Raw genomic sequence first — 14,991 nt, forward strand, 5'->3', positions numbered from 1 at the left:
AAAACCAACCGAGTGCGCCCTAAACTCACGGCGCGCCCGCCCATCCTTGCCTCCGAAGTTCCCCGGCAACCAACCCCTCAAGGCCCGGTCGCCGCCCCAACCGCGCCTCATCAGCGCCGCCGGTGAAGGGGTATCTACGGATTAGCCCCACGAGTCGCAAGAGCAAAAATGCAGGTTTTTTAAAAAACTTCATCCGGCCGTCATGCCCCTGTTTCCTTGGGCTCCCGCGCGGCGCGCAGTGTCCGGAGGCACAAATGGAAGGGGTAGTGGGTGACCCCTTTTCCACCCCTATCCCTTGCGATTCACGGCCATCGCGCGGACGCCGCCTTTCGGGGGACACGCCATCCTGGCGAGGGCGAATTTTTTCGCCTGAGAGCGGAACCCGATGCCCTGTCGAGCGGTTCGCCTATCGAGACGGCTGCAACGGCACCCGCCAGCAGCCGCACCCGGCGGGAGGTATCCGCCGGGCAAGACAGGGCCCGAACACCCTGGAGTACGAGTTGAAAGGTGCAGCGAAGGGGCGCGTCTGTTCACGCGCCCCTTCGTCTATTCCATCAAGATGGAGTCGATGCACCCACGCGGAACCGGCGTAGGCCGTCGCGCGCCATCCGCGGACGAGAGCTCGGTAATGATGATCGAAGCAGCTGCGACGCTGTCGACGCTGAGCGCCTGCGAAACGGCGGAAGGATTCGGGCAGCCGATGTCCAGGATCGGCATCGCCATCCAGAGGGCCGCGCGCCAACGGCCTGCCCTCCCCGTCGGCCCGACTATGCGGATGCGCGCCGGGGCCGGGCCAAGGCGGGATGGACTTATTCGTCCATCTTCAGGGCGTTGATGAAGGCTTCCTGCGGGATATCGACCTTGCCGAACTGGCGCATCTTCTTCTTGCCCGCCTTCTGCTTGTCCAGAAGCTTCTTCTTGCGCGAGACATCGCCGCCGTAGCATTTGGCGGTGACATCCTTACGCATGGCCGAGAGCGTCTCACGCGCGATGACGCGCCCGCCGATCGCGGCCTGAATCGGAATCTTGAACATGTGGCGCGGAATCAGCTCCTTGAGCTTTTCGACCATCGCCCTGCCCCGCGCCTCGGCGCGGTCGCGGTGCACCATGGTCGATAGCGCATCCACCGGCTCCTCGTTCACCAGCACCTGCATCTTGACCAGGAAATCCTCGCGGTAGCCGGTCAGCTGATAGTCGAAGCTCGCATACCCTTTGGTAACACTCTTCAGCCTATCATAGAAATCGAACACCACTTCGTTGAGGGGGAGGTCATAGACAACCATCGCGCGCGAACCGGCATAGGTCAGATCCATCTGGATGCCGCGCCGGTCCTGGCACAGCTTCAGCACGTCGCCCAGATATTCGTCCGGGACAAGGATCGTCGCCTTGATGCGGGGTTCCTCGATGTGGTCCACATAGGTCAGGTCGGGCATGTCGGCGGGATTGTGAAGCTGTTTCACCTCTCCGTCCTTCATGTGGATGTTGTAGATCACCGAAGGCGCGGTCGTGATCAGATCGATACCGTATTCCCGCTCGATCCGGTCCCGGATCACCTCCAGATGCAGCAGCCCGAGGAAGCCACAGCGGAATCCGAATCCCAGCGCGGCGGAAGTTTCCATTTCGTAGCTGAAGGAGGCGTCGTTCAGCGCCAGCTTTTCGATACTGTCGCGCAGATCCTCGAATTCGGCATTGTCGACCGGAAAAAGGCCGCAGAACACCACCGGCTGGCTTGGCTTGAACCCCGGCAACGGCTTGTTGGTGCCGTGCTTTTCATGGGTGATCGTGTCGCCCACACGGGTGTCGCGCACCTGTTTGATCGATGCGGTCAGGAAACCGATCTCTCCGGGGCCGAGCTCCTCCACCACCTGCATCGGCGGGCGGAACACGCCGATCCGGTCGACGTGGTGCACCGATCCGTTGGACATCATCCGCACCCGGTCGCCCTTGCGCAGCACGCCGTCCTTGATGCGTACCAGAACGATGACACCCAGATAGGCGTCATACCAGCTGTCGACCAGCATCGCCTTGAGCGGCGCGGCGCGATCCCCCGTGGGGGCGGGCAGGCGGGTCACGATGGCTTCCAGCGTTTCGCGGATGCCCTGCCCGGTCTTGGCGGAAACCGCGATCGCGCCCGAGGCATCGATGCCGATCACATCCTCGATCTGTTCGGCCACCCGGTCGAGATCGGAGGCGGGCAGATCGATCTTGTTCAGCACGGGCACGATTTCATGATCCGCGTCGATGGCCTGATAGACATTGGCCAGTGTCTGCGCCTCGACCCCTTGGGTGCTGTCGACGACCAGCAGCGATCCCTCGACCGCGCGCATGGATCGCGACACCTCATAGGCGAAATCGACATGGCCGGGGGTGTCGATCAGGTTCAGCACATAGTCCAGCCCATCCTGCGCGCGATATTCGATGCGCACGGTGTTGGCCTTGATGGTGATGCCCCGCTCGCGCTCGATATCCATCGCATCCAGCAACTGGGCCTTCATGTCCCTCAGCTGGACGGTGCCGGTTTCCTGAATCAGCCTGTCGGCCAATGTGGATTTGCCGTGGTCGATGTGGGCCACGATGGAAAAGTTTCTGATGCGCGAAATATCGGTCATGCAAGCGATATGCGGAGGTTTCGGTGCCTGGTCAATGGGCCTTGTAAAAGACGGCGGCCCCGCGCGCGCAACGAGCGCAGGGGCATCGCTTTCGAGCAACGAAATCCGCCCCGCGCCACGCCCCCGATTGAAATTTCGCGAAAATCATGCATGGTCGTCGCGTGGCAAACTGCGTGCACCGTCCAAAAGCAATGACGGGCACCGTTATCGAGGGCAGACATATGAAAAAGACGATTCTCATCGCGACGCTGCTGATCAATGGCGCGGCGTTCCAGGCGCAGGCCGGCACGATCGAACGCGCTTGTCTGGCGGGCGGGCGCAAGGCGGCCTCGCGCGCGCTTTGCGGCTGCATCCAGGATGTCGCGGATATCACCCTGTCCTGGCGCGACCAGCGCCGCGCGGCAAAGTTCTTTCGTGAGCCGCACAAGGCGCAGGAAACCCGGCAGTCCAGCGATCTCGGCGACAAGCGGTTCTGGAAAACCTACAAGAACTTCGGCGCGACGGCCGAAGCCTACTGCCGCGGCTGAGGCGCGGGCAGTCCCGCGCTAGCGGCTACGGTCGACCGGAACCGACAGGACAACGGTTCCGGCGGCCTCGAACGTCAGCTCCAGGCGTATTTCGGCACCTTCCGGCAGGGCACGGTCCACACCCATCAGCATCAGATGCGATCCGCCCCGCGTCAGCGCGGCGCTTTCGCCCGGGGGCAGTGCCAGGCCTTCGGCCATCGGGCGCATCTTCATCACGCCGTCATCGCCCTGCACGCTTCGATGCAGCTGCGTCGATTTCGCGGCCTCGGTGCGCACCGACACCAGGCGGTCGGGCGCCGTGCCCTTGTTGGTCAGCGTGAAATAGACCGCCGCCGTCTTGGCCTTGTCATAAGCCGACCAGACATAGGCCCCATCTACCACAAGCGTATCGGACAGCGCGACGGGCTGCGCCGCGGCGGGCATCGCGACCAGCAGCAGGCCGAGCAGGAAAGACGCGAATTTCATCTCATGCTCCGGGTTGGTACAAACGCGAAAAGCCCCGCACCGGGTGGCGGGGCCTGTTGACGCGGCGGGGAGGGCTCAGGCGGTTGCCTGTGCCTTCGCCAGCTCTTTCTTGATTTTCAGGGCGCGATCCGAAAGGTCCGCATCCTTGGCCTTCCGAAGAAAGGCATCCAGACCTCCGCGGTGGTCGACCGACCGCAGCGCGGATGCGGAGATACGCAGGCTGAACGTCCGGCCAAGCGCCTCCGACATCAGGGTGGTGTCATTCAGATTGGGCAGAAACCGGCGGCGGGTCCTGTTGTTGGCATGGCTGACATTATTGCCGACCATCGGGCCTTTTCCGGTCAGTTCGCAACGGCGCGACATTGGCTGATCCTCGTCTTCGGTGTGCTGTCTTTCGACGCGACAGTCAAAAGTAAAGTGGCGCCGCGGTGGCGACGCCGGAATTCTGTCCGGCGTCTATAGGCGCGCCGACCGGGGGCGTCAAGCGATTCATCGGCCGCTTAGCCGCCGCGGCGAAGACGGTCCAGAATCCGCTCGGCCGCGGCGGAAACCGCAAGGGTGCCGCGGCCCACCTGCTCCGCCAGATCGGTCATCGCCGCCTGGATCTGCGGGTCTTCGTCCAGGCGGGCCAGCACGCCGACGCGCACCTCGTCATGAAACCAGCTCGTCGCCTGCTGCCGTCGCGTCCGGTCCCAATGGCCGTTCGCGCGGCGCCATTCGACAAGCCTGCCGATCTGGTCCCACACCTCGTTCAGGCCGCGTTCTTCCATCGCGGATACGGTCAGGGCGCGGGGATATCCCTCGGGGTCCTGAGGGCGCTTGCGCAGCAGCCGCAGCGCGCCCGCGTAATCCGCGCAGGTGCGCTGCGCGGCCGATTTCAGCTCGCCGTCGGCCTTGTTGATCAGGATCATGTCGGCGATCTCCATGATGCCGCGCTTGACCCCCTGCAATTCGTCCCCGCCCGCGGGCGCCAGCAGCAGCAGGAAGATGTCCGACATCTGCGCCACCATCGTTTCCGACTGGCCGACGCCCACCGTCTCGATCAGCACCACGTCGAAACCGGCCGCTTCGCAGACCGTGACCGCATCGCGGGTTCGGCGCGCCACGCCGCCCAGCTGCGACTGGCTGGGCGAGGGGCGGATGAAGGCCCCGGGCGCGCGGCTCAGCCGGTCCATCCGGGTCTTGTCGCCCAGAATGGAACCGCCCGACCGCGCCGAGGACGGATCGACCGCCAGCACCGCCACGCGCAGCCCCTGCCCGGTGAGCATCATGCCGAAGCTTTCGATGAAGGTCGATTTGCCCACCCCGGGCGTGCCCGACAGGCCGATGCGCAGCGCCTGCCGTCCGCTGGCGGCCAACAGGCCGAGCAATTCGGCCGCGTCGCGGCGGTGATCCTTGCGGCGGCTTTCCACCAGAGTGATCGCGCGGGCCAGCATCCTGCGGTCCCCGGCGATCACGCCCTCGGCCAATTCTGTAATATTCATTACCGTTCCGGCGTTGTTTCGCTTGCCGGGAATGTGATCCCGATTGACAGTCGCCCCGCTGTCTTGCCTGCTTGCTCGACACTATGTCCAGTACCCACAGGCAAAATACGAGTGAACCGCATGACACCGATACATAAGCTGACGACCTCTCTCGCGCTTTGCGCGGCGCTTGCACCCCAGCTGATCCCGCAGGCCGCCGCCGCTCAGCAGGCCGCCCAGCAGACTGACAGCGGCATCTTCAGCCTGTCGATCCGGGGTATTCCCGCCGGGCGGCTCAGCTTCAAGGGGGTGGACGACGGCAAGAGCTACGCGGCCTCGGGCAGGCTGGAAAGCACCGGGCTGATCGGCGCGCTCTTCAAGGTGCGCTATGACGCGTCCGTCACGGGCCGGGTGTCGGGCGATCGCTTCGTGCCGTCCAGCTACACCGAAAAGACATCGGGCGCGCGGAACAATGAATCGGTGATGAATTACAAAAACGGCGTGCCGCAGGTCAAGAAATACTCGCCGCCGCGCCCGCCGTCGGACAATGATGTCGATCCGGCGACGATGGGCGGCACGGTCGACCCGATGACGGCGATCTACGGCACGTTGCGCGATGTGCCGCGATCGGAGGTCTGCAAGTTCTCGACCCGGATGTTCGACGGCAAGCGCGCGTCCCGGATCCGTCTGAGCAACCCGCAGCCCGTCGACGGCGGCTTTCGCTGCAACGGCGAATATCGGCGGCTGAAGGGCTACAGCGCCGAGGAAATGGCCGAAAAGCAGCGGTTTCCCTTCACCCTGACCTATTCCAAGGTCGCCGGGGACCGGTTCCGCGTGACCGAAATCGCCCTGGCGACCACCTATGGCAACGCTAGGCTGTCGCGCAGATAAACCGGCCGACCCCCAACTGGCCCCCAACCGGCTCCCGAACCGGCACCCGAATCCGTGCGGCACTGGCATCGACGCGCCGGAGCGTGCTAGCTGCGCGGCATGGATAGGTCCCTGCCGATAGACGCCGCCCTGCCCGGCCTGATCGAGGCGCTGCGCGAGACGCGGCGCGCGGTGCTTCAGGCGCCGCCGGGGGCGGGCAAGACCACCCGCGTGCCGCTGGCGATGCTGCGCGCGGGCCTCTGCGAGGGGCGGATCCTGATGCTGGAACCCCGCCGACTTGCCGCCCGGGCCGCCGCCGAACGAATGGCGCAAACCCTGGGGGAACCCGTCGGGCGCACCATAGGGTACCGGATGCGGGGCGAGGCGAAGACCTCGCCCGACACCCGGATCGAGGTCGTCACCGAAGGCATCCTGACCCGGATGATCCAGTCCGACGCCACGCTGGACGGTGTGGGGGCCGTCATCTTCGACGAATTTCATGAACGCTCGCTTCAGGCGGATCTGGGGCTTGCCCTGACCTGGGAGGTCCGCGAGGCGCTGCGCGAGGATCTGATCGTGCTGGTCATGTCGGCGACGCTGGATGCAACGCCGGTGGCCGCGCTGCTGGACGGCGCCCCTGTGGTGACCTCCCAGGGGCGCAGTTTTGCGGTCGAGACGCGCTGGCTCGACAGGCCCCTGCCCCCGAAAACCCGGCTCGACCGCGCCACCGCCGATCTGCTGCGCCACGCGCTCGCGCAGACCCGTGGCGGCGTGCTCGTCTTCCTGCCCGGAGAGGCGGAGATCCGCCGCGTGGCCGCGTTGCTGTCGGACCTGCCCGCCGATTGCCGGCTGCGCCCGCTGTTCGGCGCGATGGACTTCGCCGCGCAGCGTGCCGCCATCGCCCCCGCCGCCCCGGGAGAACGCAAGATCGTGCTGGCCACCGCCATCGCGGAAACCTCCCTGACCATCGAGGATGTGCGCGTCGTCGTCGATGCGGGGCGCGCGCGCCGGGCGCGGTTCGACCCCGGATCGGGCATGTCCCGCCTGGTGACCGAACGTGTCACCCGCGCCGAGGCCGAGCAAAGGCGCGGCCGCGCGGGCCGCGTGGCGCCAGGCAGCTGTTACAGGCTCTGGACCAGGGGAGAGGAAGGCGCCCTGCGCGCCTTCCCCCCCGCCGAAATCGAGGCCGCGGATCTGACCGGCTTGGTGCTGGAGCTGGCGCAATGGGGTGCCGCGCCCGACACGCTGGCCTTTCTGAGCCCCCCGCCCGAGGGCGCGCTGGCGCAGGCGCGCGATCTGCTGCGCGATCTGGGGGCGCTGGACGGCGCGGGCGGGCTGACCCCGCACGGTCGGCGTCTGACGCGGGTGCCGCTGCACCCCCGGCTGGCGCATATGCTGAGCCACGGCGGCCCCGACGCGCCGATGCTGGCCGCGCTGCTGGCCGATCGCGACCCGCTGCGCGGCGCGCCCAGCGATCTGTCACTGCGTCTGGAGGCGCTGCGCGAGCCGGGCGCATTCGCGCGCCGCCATCCGCAACCGCTCAACCGCACGACGACCAGCCGCATCCGGGCCGAGGCCGCGCGCCTGCGCCGCTACGATGGCGGCGGCGCGTGGTCCCTGCCCCAGCTCGCCGCGCTGGCCTATCCCGACCGCATCGCTCAGCGCCGCCCGGGCGACGATCCGCGCTATATCCTGTCGGGCGGCAAGGGCGCGGTGATGCGCGCCGACGATCCGCTGGCGGCAGCCCCGCTGATCGTGGCCGTCGATCTGGACGGCGATGTCCGGGAAGCCCGCATCAGGCTGGCCCTGCCGCTGTCGCGCGCCGCGCTCGAAGATTTGCCGGACACGCGGATCGAGTGGCGCACCCTCTGCGAATGGTCGCGCCGCGCCCGGCGCGTCGTGGCCCGCAGGCAACGCGTGCTGGGCGCGGTCATCCTGGACGATCAGATCTGGAAGGGCGCGGACCCGGACGCCCTGGCGCGCGCCGCACTCGACGGTGTGCGCGATCTGGGACTTGCGGCGCTGGGGTTTTCGCCCGCCGCCCGACGGTTTCAGGCGCGCGTGGAACAGGCCCGCGCCGCCGGGTTCGCTTTCCCGGAGATGGACGATGCAAGCCTTCTGGCCCGGGCCGAAGATTGGCTGCTGGCGCATCTGCACGGCCGCACCACCGCCGATCAGCTCAAGGCGCTCGACCTGCTCGAGCCGCTGCGCCAGGCGCTGGATTGGCAACAGCTTCAGACGCTGGACCGGGTGATGCCGCCGCATTTCGTCACCCCCATGGGGCGCAAGGCGCCCATCGACTATTCCGGCGACGATCCCGAGATAGAGGTGCGGCTTCAGGAAATGTTCGGCCTGACCCGCCATCCCAGCGTGGGCGACGGAAATCGCCCGCTGCGCGTGACGCTTCTGTCGCCTGCGGGGCGGCCGTTGCAGACGACGATGGATCTGCCGGGATTCTGGACCAGCTCCTACAACGATGTGCGCAAGGACATGCGCGGGCGCTACCCGCGCCACCCCTGGCCCGAGGATCCCACCGCCGCGCCGCCGACGCTGCGCGCCAAACCGCGCAGGCGCTGATCCCCCTGCCCGGCGCCGCCCCCTGCCCCGCGACCGCCGCTCAGGCGTCGTGCCAGGGCCCGTGAAAATCGCCCTCCCGATCAATACGGCGAAACCCGTGCGCGCCAAAGAAATCGCGTTGCGCCTGAATCATGTTGGCCGTACCGCGCGCCTGCCGCATCGTGTCGAAATAGGCCAGCGCCGCGGCCAGCGCGGGCACCGGCCGCCCCGCGCCCACCTCCGCCGCGACGGTGCGGCGCAGCGCGGGGATCGCATCCTCCAGCAAAGAGGCGAAGTGATCGGCCAGAATCAGGTTGCCCTGCGGCAGCCCGGCGCGGATCGCCGCCGCCATATCGTCCAGCATCGCCGACCTGATGATGCAACCCGCGCGCCAGACCTCGGCCACACGCGCCCGGTCAATGTCCCAGTCGAACGCCTCAGATGCGGCCTGCAACAGGGTGAAACCCTGTGCATAGGCAATGATCTTGGCCGCCAGCAGCGCCTTTTCCAGCTCGCCGGGGTCCAGCGGCTGCTCCGCCACATCGGCGGCGGCGAACCGCGCCGCCCCCTTCTGCCGGGTATCGCTCATCGACGACCACGACCGCGCCGCCACCGCCGCCTCGATCACCGAGGCCGACTGCCCGAGCTTCAGCGCCTCGATCAGCGTCCAGCGGCCGGTGCCCTTCTGCCCCGCCTGATCCTGAATCACATGGACGACCGGCGCTCCGGTCTGCGGGTCCGTCGCGCGCAGCACCCTGCCCGCGATCTCGATCAGATAGGAGTGCAGCGGCCCTTCGTTCCAGCGCTCGAACAGCTGGGCCATCTCGGCGGTATCGCATCGCTCCCGCAGGCGGCCGTAGACCTCCGCGATCAGCTGCATGTCGCCGTATTCGATCCCGTTGTGCACCGTCTTGACGAAATGCCCCGCCCCGTCGGGGCCGAAGCGCGCCAGGCAGGGCACGCCGTTGTACTTGGCCGAAATCGCGGTCAGCACGGGTTCCACCGCGGCAAAGGCCGCCTCGGTGCCGCCCACCATGACCGACGGCCCGTGTCGCGCCCCGTAAGAGCCGCCGGACACGCCCACGCCCAGGAATTCGATGCCCTCGGCGGCAAGATCGGCCTGCCGCAGACGGGTCATGTTGAAATCCGCGTTGCCCGCGTCGATGATGATATCGCCTTTCGACAGCACCTCCCGCAGCACGGCGATCTGCGCATCAACCGGCTTGCCCGCGGGCACCATCAGGATGATCGCGCGCGGCGGCGTCAGGCTGGCCACCAGATCTTCGAGGGTTTCGCAGCCGGTCAGCCGATCCGCCAGATCCCCCGCCTCCGCGATGAATTCGGCGACACGTTCGGGCGTGCGATTATGAACCGCCAGATCGAAACCCTTCTCGGCGATGTTGAGCGCAAGATTGCCGCCCATCGTGCCCAAACCCGTCAAACCGATGCTCGCCCGTGCCATGCCGTGTCCTTCCTGTGCGCGTCCCTGCAAATGCTAGCGCGCGACCGGATGGAAACCAGCGCGCAGCCGCGCGACGGGGCGGACCACGCGGCTTGCCTTTCGCGCGGTCAGACGCCCAGACACCAGCGCATCACTGCCTTTTGCGCGTGCAGCCTGTTCTCGGCCTCGTCGAAGACGACCGAATTCGGGCCGTCCATGACCTCTCCGGTCACTTCCTCCTCGCGGTGGGCGGGCAGGCAATGCATGAACAGCGCGTCCGGCTTCGCGGCCTCCATCAGGCGCTGGTTCACCTGATAGGGGCGCAGCTGGTTGTGACGGCGTTCGCGGGTCGATTGCGGGTCGTGCATCGAAACCCAGGTGTCCGCCATCACCAGGTCGGCGCCCTCCACAGCCCTGAAGGCATCCGTCTCCAGCGTCACGCGCACCCCCTTTTCACGCGAAAAGCGGATGAATTCATCCTCCGGCGCCAGCTTGTCGGGGCCGGTGAAGGTGAAATCGAAACCGAACTGCCCCGCGGCCTGCAACATCGACGCGCAGACGTTGTTGCCGTCGCCGGTCCAGACCACCTTGCGCCCGGCGATCGGGCCGCGATGTTCCTCATAGGTCATCACATCCGCCATGATCTGACAGGGGTGCGTGCGGTTGGTCAGCCCGTTGATGACCGGCACGCTCGCATGTTCGGCCATTTCCAACAGGGTGGATTCGTCGAAGGTGCGGATCATGATCATGTCGACGTAACGCGACAGGACGCGCGCGGTGTCGGCGATGGTCTCGCCGTGGCCCAGCTGCATGTCGGCGCCCGATAACACCATCGTCTCGCCGCCCATCTGGCGCACGCCCACGTCGAAAGACACCCGCGTCCGGGTCGAAGGCTTTTCGAAGATCAGCGCGACCATGCGACCGGCCAGCGGCTGATCGTCATCGCGCGCGCCGCGCGGACGGTCGCCGCGGCCGTCCTTCATCGTGCGCGCCTGCCCGATCATGCCGCGCAGGGCGTCGGGATCGGTTTTGTGGATATCCAGAAAATGCTGCATGGGAATTGGCCTTCCGCGACATGGGCCGCCGTTGGGGAAAATTGGATCAAGACGCCTGTGCGGCCGCCCCCGGGTTGTCGGCGCTGACGGCACTGGCGGCGCGGTCCAGCCGCTCCGCCGCTTCTGCCAGATCGGCGTCGGGGATGTTCAGCGGCGGCAGCAGACGCAGGACATTGTCGCCGCCCGGCACCGTCAGCACATGCGCGTCATAGCCGGCCGCCACCACATCGGCCGCGGGCACCCGGCACTTCAGCCCCAGCATCAGGCCCGATCCGCGCACAGTTTCGAAGACGTCAGGATGCCCGGCCACCAGACCCTCCATCGACTGACGCAACAACCCGGCCTTGCGGCGCACCTCGGCCAGAAAATCCGGATCGCTGACGATCTGCATGACGCGGCAGCCGACGGCACAGGCCAGCGGGTTGCCGCCATAGGTCGATCCGTGGGTGCCCGGCCCCATGCCCGACGCCGCCGCTTCCGTCGCCAGAACCGCACCAAGGGGAAAGCCGCCGCCGATGCCCTTGGCGACCATCATGATGTCGGGCGCGACGCCCGCCCATTCATGCGCGAACAGCCGCCCGGTCCGGCCCATGCCGCATTGCACCTCGTCCAGGATCAACAGGATGCCATGTTCGTCGCACAGATCGCGCAGCCCCTTCAGACATTGATCCGGCACCGGACGAATACCGCCCTCGCCCTGCACCGGCTCGATCAGAATGGCGGCGGTCTTGTCGTCGATGGCGGCATGCAGTGCGTCGTGATCGCCGAAGGGCAGGTGCCTGAACCCCGGCAGCAGCGGGCCGAACCCCTTTGTCATCTTTTCCGACCCGGCCGCCGCGATACCCGCGGCGGAACGGCCATGAAACGACCCCTCGAAGGCGATGATCTCCACCCGCTCGGGCTGGCCCGCGTCGTGGAAATGCTTGCGCGCCATCTTCACGGCCAGTTCGCAGGCCTCGGTGCCGGAATTGGTGAAAAAGACGGTATCGGCAAAGGTTCCCGCCACCAGCATATTGGCCAGCCGTTCCTGCGCCGGGATGCGGTACAGGTTCGACGTATGCCAAAGCGCGCCCGCCTGTTCGCTCAGCGCCGCCACCAGATCCGGGTTCGCGTGCCCCAGCGAATTCACCGCGATACCCGCGCCCATGTCCAGATATCGCGCGCCGCTCTCCTCGATCAGCCAGCTGCCTTCGCCGCGCAGAAAACTCAGCGGGGCACGGGAATAAGTCGGAAGAACCGAAGAAATCATCGCAAAAATCCTTTCGCGGAGCGCAAGACCTTGTGGTGCCGCAAGGTCACACAGGTGTCAATGTCGAAGGCAGGGGGCGCCCGCCGTGCGGGCATGTGATCGGGGCGTCAGACGCGGCTGCGTCGACGTCGGGTGCCGGGGATATGGGGCCGCACGATCATGCGGCTGACATAACGCGCCCCTCCGCCCGCTGTCCATGCCTTTCACGCGCCGCCTGCGCTCATTGTCGCGAAAATATCCCCGCCGGAGGCATCAGTCCTTCATGCGATAGCCGATGCGGAACCAGTGCCAGCACAGCGCAAGCACCAGCGACGTGACGCCCAGACAGATCACCAGCCCCAGCCAGGGCGATCCGTCCGATCGCCCGATCACGCCGTAGCGCACCCCGTCGATCAGATAGAACACCGGGTTGAACCGGGTGATGGTCTGCATCACCGGCGGCAGCACCTCGATGGAATAGAAGGTGCCCGACAGAAAGCTCAGCGGCGTGATGATGAAATTGGTGATCGCCGCCATCTGGTCGAACTTGTTGGAAAAGATCGCCGCTACGATGCCAAGCCCGCTCAGCAGCAGCCCGCCGAGAACCACGAAGACCAGCGCCCACAGCGGATGCGCCATCCCGATGCCGATCGTCACCTCCATCAGCAGCCAGATCGCCAGTGCCACGAACAGCCCGCGCGCCACGCCGCCTGCCAGATAACCCGCCACCAGTTCCCCCGCCGACAGGGGCGGCATCAGCGTGTCGACGATATTGCCCTGCACCTTGGCGATCACGATCGACGAGGACGTGTTGGCGAATGCGTTCTGGATCACCGTCATCATCAGGATACCCGGCGCCAGGAAGGTGACGAAGCTCACCCCCATGACATCGCCCCGCGCAGGCCCGATCGCCAGGCTGAAGATCGCCAGGAACAACCCCGCCGTGATCAGCGGCGCGGCCAGCGTCTGCGCCCAGACGCCCAGAAACCGGCGCATTTCGCGCTCGGCCAGCGTGCGCATTCCCAGCCAGTTGACCCGCCCGAACCGGCGCACCCCCATTGTCGTCGTCGTTGTCATCGTCTGCTCCTTTGGCCCCCGCGTCCGGTGCGGGCGCTGGGTATCCTGCCATTTGGCCGGTAGGATAGCGCCAAATCTGGGAACTCCAAGGTTTGCGGGGCTGGAAATCGGCGCCGGAAAGCGTTATCTCCTTTCGACCCGAAGAAGATCGGCCAAGCAAACATGGCCTTTGAGCGAGGCCTCTGTCGACCGGCCTCCAAGCAGACCCGAAAAGCGGAGCCAAGCAATGTCCTGGACGGAAGAGCGTGTCGAGACGCTGAAGACAATGTGGAGCGAGGGCAAATCTGCGTCGCAGATCGCCAAGGAACTGGGCGGCGTGACCCGCAACGCCGTGATCGGCAAGGTCCACCGGCTGGGCCTGTCGAACCGCTCCGGCGCGGGCGGCGCGTCCAAGCCCGCCCCGCAGGACGAAGCCGCCGTCCCCCCCGGCGCAACGATCGCCGCGGCCGCCGCGACGCAGACCGAAGCCACCCCCGCCCCGGCCGCACCGAAACCCAAGGCCGCCGAGCCCGTGACGGAAGATGCCGCGCCCGAACCGCCGCGCCCGGTGCTCCGCAAGCCCATCGTGCCCGCGGGCCAGCCCCTGCCGCCGCAGCCTTCAGCCAATGAAATCAGTCCCGAAGCGCTCGCCACCGTGCGCGAGGTGGAAAAGAATTCCAAGAAGATCGGGCTGATGGATCTGACCGAACGCACATGCAAATGGCCCGTGGGCGACCCCGCGACCAGCGATTTCTGGTTCTGCGGTCTGCCGTCGCAGGCAGGCAAACCCTATTGCGAGGCCCATGTCGGCGTGGCCTTCCAGCCGATGAGCAGCCGGCGCGACCGCCGCCGCTGACCGCAGGCTTCCGGCGACCGGCCGCGCCCTCGGGCCGGCCGGTCCCCCTGTCGGGGCCGCGCCCCCGGTAACCCGCGCGCCCGTCTTCGCTCTTTTGCAGGGCGGCCAATGCGCCTATATGGCGCTCATGTCCCAGAACCCGCCCGAGCTTCGCCCCGATATCGCCCCGCAGCCGCGGTTCCGCGACCCCCAGAGAGAGGGCCAGCCGCGAATCGGCATGGTCAGCCTGGGCTGCCCGAAGGCGCTGGTCGATAGCGAGCGGATCCTGACCCGCCTGCGTGCCGAAGGATACAGCATGTCTCCCGACTATGCCGGGGCGGATGCGGTCATCGTCAACACCTGCGGGTTTCTCGACAGCGCCAAGGCCGAATCGCTGGGCGCCATCGGCGAGGCGCTGACCGAAAACGGCCGCGTCATCGTCACGGGCTGCCTGGGCGCCAACCCCGAGTACATCACCGGGCATCACCCGCAGGTCCTTGCCGTGACCGGCCCGCATCAATACGAACAGGTGCTCGACGCGGTGCACAAGGCGGTACCGCCCGCGCCCGATCCCTTCGTCGATCTGCTGCCCGCCAGCACCGTCAGCCTGACGCCGCGCCACTACAGCTATCTCAAGATTTCCGAGGGCTGCAATCACAAGTGCAAATTCTGCATCATCCCAGACATGCGCGGTCGCCTCGCCTCGCGCCCGGCCTTCGCGGTGATGCGCGAAGCCGAGAAACTGGTCGAAAACGGCGTGCGCGAATTGCTGGTGATCAGTCAGGACACCTCGGCCTATGGCGTTGACATCAAACATGCCGAGGATCGCGGCCATCGCGCCCATATCACCGACCTAGCCCGCGATCTGGGCTCGCTCGGGGCTTGG

Annotated in this window: 13 protein-coding genes; 5 read left to right on the forward strand and 8 right to left on the reverse strand. The window is 66.8% G+C overall.

All coding sequences use genetic code 11. The annotated features are described in order from the left end of the window. Nucleotides 1–809: 809 nt before the first annotated feature. Nucleotides 810–2,609, reverse strand: a complete 1,800-nt coding sequence (lepA, locus tag ACU0BR_RS06000) for a translation elongation factor 4 (protein ID WP_446155939.1) — start codon at nucleotides 2,607–2,609, stop codon at nucleotides 810–812. A gap of 221 nt (nucleotides 2,610–2,830) precedes the next feature. Here lepA and ACU0BR_RS06005 point away from each other — a divergent pair, with 221 nt between their 5' ends. Then, on the forward strand, nucleotides 2,831–3,136 hold the full coding sequence (locus ACU0BR_RS06005; RefSeq protein ID WP_446155940.1) for a hypothetical protein: 306 nt from the start codon (nucleotides 2,831–2,833) through the stop codon (nucleotides 3,134–3,136). 18 nt (nucleotides 3,137–3,154) lie between these two features. Here the strand turns inward: ACU0BR_RS06005 and ACU0BR_RS06010 are convergent, their stop codons facing one another. The 3 genes from ACU0BR_RS06010 to meaB form a co-directional block, all read right to left on the reverse strand. Beyond that, nucleotides 3,155–3,601, reverse strand: coding sequence for a copper chaperone PCu(A)C (locus ACU0BR_RS06010; protein WP_446155941.1), 447 nt, complete (start codon nucleotides 3,599–3,601; stop codon nucleotides 3,155–3,157). 75 nt (nucleotides 3,602–3,676) lie between these two features. After that, nucleotides 3,677–3,964 carry a 50S ribosomal protein L28 gene (gene rpmB, locus ACU0BR_RS06015; protein WP_446155942.1) on the reverse strand — a complete coding sequence of 96 codons (288 nt, stop codon included), beginning with the start codon at nucleotides 3,962–3,964 and terminating at the stop codon, nucleotides 3,677–3,679. Nucleotides 3,965–4,101: 137 nt separating this feature from the next. Continuing rightward, on the reverse strand, nucleotides 4,102–5,085 hold the full coding sequence (meaB, locus tag ACU0BR_RS06020; protein ID WP_446155943.1) for a methylmalonyl Co-A mutase-associated GTPase MeaB: 984 nt from the start codon (nucleotides 5,083–5,085) through the stop codon (nucleotides 4,102–4,104). A gap of 120 nt (nucleotides 5,086–5,205) precedes the next feature. Between meaB and ACU0BR_RS06025 the strand changes: the two genes are divergently transcribed. Together ACU0BR_RS06025 and hrpB are read left to right on the forward strand one after the other, a co-directional pair. Then, on the forward strand, nucleotides 5,206–5,955 hold the full coding sequence (locus ACU0BR_RS06025; RefSeq protein ID WP_446155944.1) for a DUF3108 domain-containing protein: 750 nt from the start codon (nucleotides 5,206–5,208) through the stop codon (nucleotides 5,953–5,955). A 99-nt stretch (nucleotides 5,956–6,054) separates the two neighbouring features. After that, nucleotides 6,055–8,511 (forward strand): ATP-dependent helicase HrpB, encoded by a 2,457-nt coding sequence (hrpB, locus tag ACU0BR_RS06030; protein ID WP_446155945.1) that lies wholly within the window; start codon nucleotides 6,055–6,057, stop codon nucleotides 8,509–8,511. A gap of 40 nt (nucleotides 8,512–8,551) precedes the next feature. Here hrpB and gndA read toward each other — a convergent pair whose 3' ends face one another. The 4 genes from gndA to ACU0BR_RS06050 form a co-directional block, all read right to left on the reverse strand. Further along, complete coding sequence (gndA, locus tag ACU0BR_RS06035) at nucleotides 8,552–9,952, reverse strand: NADP-dependent phosphogluconate dehydrogenase (protein ID WP_446155946.1); 1,401 nt, start codon at nucleotides 9,950–9,952, stop codon at nucleotides 8,552–8,554. A 107-nt stretch (nucleotides 9,953–10,059) separates the two neighbouring features. After that, nucleotides 10,060–10,986, reverse strand: a complete 927-nt coding sequence (gene argF / locus ACU0BR_RS06040) for an ornithine carbamoyltransferase (protein ID WP_446155947.1) — start codon at nucleotides 10,984–10,986, stop codon at nucleotides 10,060–10,062. Between the two features lie 46 nt (nucleotides 10,987–11,032). After that, nucleotides 11,033–12,235: an acetylornithine transaminase gene (locus tag ACU0BR_RS06045; RefSeq protein WP_446155948.1), complete on the reverse strand. Its 1,203-nt coding sequence runs from the start codon at nucleotides 12,233–12,235 to the stop codon at nucleotides 11,033–11,035. Between the two features lie 252 nt (nucleotides 12,236–12,487). Continuing rightward, a complete protein-coding gene (locus tag ACU0BR_RS06050) occupies nucleotides 12,488–13,291 on the reverse strand; it encodes an ABC transporter permease (RefSeq protein ID WP_446155949.1) in 804 nt (267 codons plus the stop codon). Nucleotides 13,292–13,517: 226 nt separating this feature from the next. Between ACU0BR_RS06050 and ACU0BR_RS06055 the strand changes: the two genes are divergently transcribed. Together ACU0BR_RS06055 and ACU0BR_RS06060 are read left to right on the forward strand one after the other, a co-directional pair. Then, on the forward strand, nucleotides 13,518–14,126 hold the full coding sequence (locus ACU0BR_RS06055; protein WP_446155950.1) for a GcrA family cell cycle regulator: 609 nt from the start codon (nucleotides 13,518–13,520) through the stop codon (nucleotides 14,124–14,126). A gap of 127 nt (nucleotides 14,127–14,253) precedes the next feature. Further along, nucleotides 14,254–14,991 (forward strand): radical SAM protein (locus ACU0BR_RS06060; protein ID WP_446155951.1); only part of this gene is annotated, 738 nt, incomplete at its 3' end.

Source organism: Brevirhabdus sp. (genome assembly GCF_052826345.1).

Coding starts and splice junctions, on each gene's coding strand:
- lepA (WP_446155939.1), bottom strand. CDS start 2,609: ATGACCGATATTTCGCGCATCAGAAACTTTTCCATCGTGGCCCACATC.
- ACU0BR_RS06005 (WP_446155940.1), top strand. CDS start 2,831: ATGAAAAAGACGATTCTCATCGCGACGCTGCTGATCAATGGCGCGGCG.
- ACU0BR_RS06010 (WP_446155941.1), bottom strand. CDS start 3,601: ATGAAATTCGCGTCTTTCCTGCTCGGCCTGCTGCTGGTCGCGATGCCC.
- rpmB (WP_446155942.1), bottom strand. CDS start 3,964: ATGTCGCGCCGTTGCGAACTGACCGGAAAAGGCCCGATGGTCGGCAAT.
- meaB (WP_446155943.1), bottom strand. CDS start 5,085: ATGAATATTACAGAATTGGCCGAGGGCGTGATCGCCGGGGACCGCAGG.
- ACU0BR_RS06025 (WP_446155944.1), top strand. CDS start 5,206: ATGACACCGATACATAAGCTGACGACCTCTCTCGCGCTTTGCGCGGCG.
- hrpB (WP_446155945.1), top strand. CDS start 6,055: ATGGATAGGTCCCTGCCGATAGACGCCGCCCTGCCCGGCCTGATCGAG.
- gndA (WP_446155946.1), bottom strand. CDS start 9,952: ATGGCACGGGCGAGCATCGGTTTGACGGGTTTGGGCACGATGGGCGGC.
- argF (WP_446155947.1), bottom strand. CDS start 10,986: ATGCAGCATTTTCTGGATATCCACAAAACCGATCCCGACGCCCTGCGC.
- ACU0BR_RS06045 (WP_446155948.1), bottom strand. CDS start 12,235: ATGATTTCTTCGGTTCTTCCGACTTATTCCCGTGCCCCGCTGAGTTTT.
- ACU0BR_RS06050 (WP_446155949.1), bottom strand. CDS start 13,291: ATGACAACGACGACGACAATGGGGGTGCGCCGGTTCGGGCGGGTCAAC.
- ACU0BR_RS06055 (WP_446155950.1), top strand. CDS start 13,518: ATGTCCTGGACGGAAGAGCGTGTCGAGACGCTGAAGACAATGTGGAGC.